This window comes from Endozoicomonas sp. SESOKO2 (assembly GCF_024606245.1).
Classification (GTDB): domain Bacteria; phylum Pseudomonadota; class Gammaproteobacteria; order Pseudomonadales; family Endozoicomonadaceae; genus Endozoicomonas_A.
Genome location: NZ_JAHHPQ010000675.1, coordinates 1 through 4,205, shown reverse-complemented (window position 1 = coordinate 4,205; position 4,205 = coordinate 1). Strand labels below are relative to the sequence as shown.

5 protein-coding genes are annotated in these 4,205 nt (G+C 51.0%); all 5 read left to right on the top strand.

Going from position 1 to position 4,205, the window contains the following annotated elements:
- Positions 1–837, top strand: an 837-nt coding sequence (gspK, locus tag KDK17_RS16670; RefSeq protein ID WP_257288582.1) for a type II secretion system minor pseudopilin GspK, incomplete at its 5' end; no start/stop codon positions are given.
- Positions 834–2,069, top strand: coding sequence for a type II secretion system protein GspL (gene gspL, locus KDK17_RS16665; RefSeq protein WP_257288581.1), 1,236 nt, complete (start codon positions 834–836; stop codon positions 2,067–2,069). The genes gspK and gspL, both read left to right, overlap by 4 nt.
- Positions 2,066–2,614 (top strand): type II secretion system protein M, encoded by a 549-nt coding sequence (locus KDK17_RS16660; RefSeq protein ID WP_257288580.1) that lies wholly within the window; start codon positions 2,066–2,068, stop codon positions 2,612–2,614. Before gspL ends, KDK17_RS16660 begins: the two co-directional genes overlap by 4 nt.
- A gap of 5 nt (positions 2,615–2,619) precedes the next feature.
- Positions 2,620–3,375 (top strand): type II secretion system protein N, encoded by a 756-nt coding sequence (locus tag KDK17_RS16655; RefSeq protein ID WP_257288579.1) that lies wholly within the window; start codon positions 2,620–2,622, stop codon positions 3,373–3,375.
- Positions 3,376–3,810: 435 nt separating this feature from the next.
- Positions 3,811–4,191, top strand: coding sequence for an AAA family ATPase (locus tag KDK17_RS16650; protein ID WP_257288578.1), 381 nt, complete (start codon positions 3,811–3,813; stop codon positions 4,189–4,191).
- Positions 4,192–4,205 lie beyond the last annotated feature (14 nt).

The window sequence follows — 4,205 nt, the reverse complement described above, 5'->3', positions numbered from 1 at the left end:
GAACAGGCACGCTGGTATGCACTGTCAGCCGAAGAACTGACAATCAAGGTGCTTCAGGACGAGTTTGATGAGAGCGATGAAACCGTGAATCTTGGCCAAACCTGGGCCACGGGGGAAGTGACTTTTCCGATGGATAGTGGGGCAATCAAGGGAGAAATTTCCGACGCTCAGGCTTGTTTAAACCTGAATGCTTTGCAGGCATCGGATAAAGAAGGGCAGACTTCGGTTGAAGTCAAAGTATTTCAATCCCTGATGGAAGCACTGGAAATTGAGTCCTATCAGGCCGAAATAATTGCACAATCAACCAGAGACTGGGTAGACAATGACAACACCCAGGCATCAGGCATCGGCGCGGAAGACAGTTATTACCAGTCTCTGCCAGTGCCCTATCTGGCCAGTAATACCAGTATGAGATCGGTTTCGGAGTTGAGAGCGGTTAAGGGCGTCAATGCCAAAATCATGAGAAGGGTCAAACCTTATATCTGTGCATTGCCGACCACCGAGATGAAGATCAATATTAATACTCTGTCGCCAGATCATGCACCGGTGCTCAGTGCCCTGTATTTGGGTGAGCTTCCCTTAGAGCAGGCAAAAGGGGTATTGGAACAGAGGCCGGAGGATGGCTGGAAGAGTGTGGATGAGTTTATTCAGCAACCGTCTCTCTCCAACTTCAGTGCCGGAGGCACCCACGAATTGATGTCGGTGGACAGTCAGTATTTTGTGATGACTGCAACCGCTTCCTATGCGGACTCCAAAGTCCGAATAAAAAGCCTGCTGCGGCGGGAAGAAGAAAATAAGTTCAGTGTCATTCGCCGAGAGTTTGGGGGGCTTGGGTGAGCCAGCATCTTATCATCGGGCTGCCCGGAGATCCCGGACAGCCCGTTCACTGGCAACGCTATCCAGTAGAGCAAGAGCCAGTGATTCTGGCCGCAGAAGAGGGAAAAACCTCCTCTGGCATTCTGCCGTCTGTTGAAGACCTGGGAACACTGGCGGAGTTATTCCCGGATACCAAAACCATTGCCCTGGTTCCCACGGAGCTGGTCAGTGTTCACTGCCTTCAGGTTGAAGGCAGGCTGAGCAAGGCGGTATTAAAGTCACTGCCTTTTCGTCTGGAAGATGATCTGGCTGAGGACGTAGACGATCTTCATATTTCGGTCATCGCGAGAGAAGGGGCTCAGGTTTATCTGTCCGTGGTCGCTCATTCGAAAATGGCTTTCTGGTGTGAAGCAATGAATCAGTCCGGCCTTAAAGTCAAAACCATGATTCCCGAAGCTTTGGCTCTGCCCTGGACCGAGGGAGAGTGCTCGGCGCTGGCCATGGATGAACGTTGGATACTGCGGGATAGCCGCTGGCAGTGGGCTGCCTGTGATCCATCCTGGCTGAGCTTCTATCTGGCAGCAGACGACTCGGAAGAGACGCCTCTGAAAGTGAACAGTTTCAGCGAACTACCTGAGAACCTGACGGGGGAATGGAACCGGGAAGCTTCGGGCCCTGCTCTGGAAGTATTGGCAGCGGGTGCGGTCAGTGCTGACTCACAGAAGAACAGCCCCAACCTGTTGCAGGGTGTCTGGCAAGTTGAGTCATCCATCATCAAGAGCCTGAAACCCTGGAGGCTGGCTGCCGGACTCCTGGCTTTTACCATTACTCTGTTTATGGCTCAGGCAGTATTGAAATCGGTACAGTTGGAACAACAGGCTGATCAGCTTCAGGCGCAGGCGCATAAGATCTACAGTGACATGTTCCCCGGTGAGCGGATTGTGCGTCTACAGTCGCAAATGAGGCAGAAGCTAATGGCCTTGAAAAGTAACAACAGCGATGACTCGGGTCTGCTGAAACTGCTCGATCAGACTGCACCCTTGTTTAAACAATATCCCCAACTCAATCCTGTTACTTTGTCGTATAACCAGTCTCAGCAATCACTGCGGGTGGAAGCCACTGCGAAGGATTTTGATACTTTTACGGCATTCCGGGAAGAGTCGGGTGAGCAACTGGTGATCACGGTTGAAACACTGGAGAAGAGTGGTGATATTGCCAATGGTACGCTAATCATCAGGGGGAGTGATTCATGAATGACATCATGGAAGGCTTCAATGAGCGCTGGCAACAGGCTCAGAGTTTCTGGCGTGGCCTGAGTCGGCGCGAGCAGCAACTCTGTATGGTGGCAGGGGCATTTATTATTGTCTGGTGCATTTGGCAGGGTATTTTAAACCCTTTGTCAGAACGTCAGTTAGCTGCCGAACGGAAGCTGGTGGCCAGTCAGAAGTTGTTGGCTTCTGTACAGGAACAGGCCAGTGAGATTGTCAGGCTACGTCAGGGTCAGCCAGACAAGGGCCGCTATCTGGTTTTACCTCTGGACCAGATGGTGAATAAAACCGCAAAAGATTTTGATCTGCGCATCACCGGGGTGCGAACTGTTCGTGATTCATTGCAGGTCGATCTTGATACAGTGGGCTTTGATCGTTTACTGGCATGGCTAGTCAATCTTCAACAGCAGGGAGGAGTTGAGATCAGGGAGTTGGAGGTAGAAGCTGCCGAAAAGCCCGGTCATGTGATCGTTAAGGCTTTGAGAATACATAGAGCCTTCAGCAGTGAGACAGCCTTCAGCGAGAGTTAAGACATATGAAGAGAATCATTACTCTGGCCGCACTGGCCGCAGTTTCTTACACAGGTTGTATGCTGGCAGAGCTACCAGCCGCTTTTGTCTGGCGTCATGCACCCAAAATGCCGGGGATTGAACTCGAAGGTCTCTCAGGCTCACTCTGGTCGGGTTCAGCGCAGGAATTAACCATCAACGGTATCGGGCTTCAGGAAGTCAGTTGGGATCTCCAGCCTTCTGCACTGCTGACCGGAAAGGTCAGCGCGAACGTTGAGGTCGGTGATCATTTTTCTGCCGTTGTGGGTCAGGCGACAGTGACCTACAGTCCTCAGGGTGTGACGATTGAAGATCTTCAAGCAGACGCTTCGGCAGGCTGGTTGCAGCAGCTTGTTCCCATGCCGGTTCCGGCAACCGCCAAGGGTAATATCAATCTGGTGGCAAACTCCCTGGTTTATGAAAAAGGTCTGTGTGTCGAGCTGGACGGTCACATGACATGGGAAAGAGGGCGAATCAGCAGTCCTCTGGGTGACGTGAAACTGGGTAAAGCAGATGCTGATCTCACCTGCAAGGGAAATACTCTGCAAGGTAAAATTCGCCAGTCATCCGAATTTCTGACAACAGATGCCGTTTTCAGCTTTAATCTTAACGGCAGCTATTCGTTGAACGGGAAAGTGTCTGAAGGTGAGGCCCTGCCAGAAACCATGAAAGACGGCATGCAATTTCTTGGAAGGCCGGATTCTCAGGGGCGCTATCCTTTAACATTTAAAGGGCGAATTTAATTCGCAGTTTTCAAAATGATCTGGCCGCATATTCAGGGGCACTCTACCTGAAAGCTTTCGTGTCAATCATTGAACTCTTCAGGCAGGCTTCACCACGTAGCCCCCGTACCAGCAAGCCAGAGAGTCGCCTCAATAAATCACCTGTTATCAGCTGTCGGCCCGGGATCAGTGACTTTACCCGGCAGCGTGTCATTGATCCGATCCCATTGTTCATCTTTGATTGCTGTGCGAGCAGTCGTAGCAAGCCTGAACGCCATACTCTATATCATTTTCAGGTGTCCTTTCGGTCAGGTTACTGATGCACTGCCTGGTCGATTGGATAAGAATACCCACCTAATATTAAATCCAATTTGGTCTTGGAGAAAATCCTTTTAAGTCTGTGCTAAAATCCATAAAAGTCTTAATGATAATCCATTTTGGACGGATGATTTCACCATGTCCTATATCCCCAGAGTCATTGAGCCTTATCTTCAGGCGTGTTTGGCTGATACGCCGGTGGTCGTGATTACCGGTCCTCGACAATCGGGCAAAACCACCCTCGCCCGACATTTTCTGAACCGGCCTGAATATGAGGAGACCAGTAGCTACCTGACTCTGGATGATGAGAATATTCTTGCCATTGCCCGTAACGATCCCATCGGTTTGCTGCGTAGCCAGTCCCGGCCAGTGGTGATTGATGAGGTGCAGCGGGCACCTGAGCTGATTCGCAATTTGGAGCGGGGAAGTTTGTCTTGCGGATTACGCCAGCCCAAACGAATAAAGGCCGCTGCCTCGTCATCGGATTCCAGCATATCTTTACCGGCAAACAGACTTTGATTCGTCAGTTCACC

Bases quoted from the DNA above. Each gene is read 5' to 3' on its own strand.
- KDK17_RS16660 (WP_257288580.1), top strand. From the start codon at position 2,066: ATGAATGACATCATGGAAGGCTTCAATGAGCGCTGGCAACAGGCTCAG.
- KDK17_RS16655 (WP_257288579.1), top strand. From the start codon at position 2,620: ATGAAGAGAATCATTACTCTGGCCGCACTGGCCGCAGTTTCTTACACA.
- KDK17_RS16650 (WP_257288578.1), top strand. From the start codon at position 3,811: ATGTCCTATATCCCCAGAGTCATTGAGCCTTATCTTCAGGCGTGTTTG.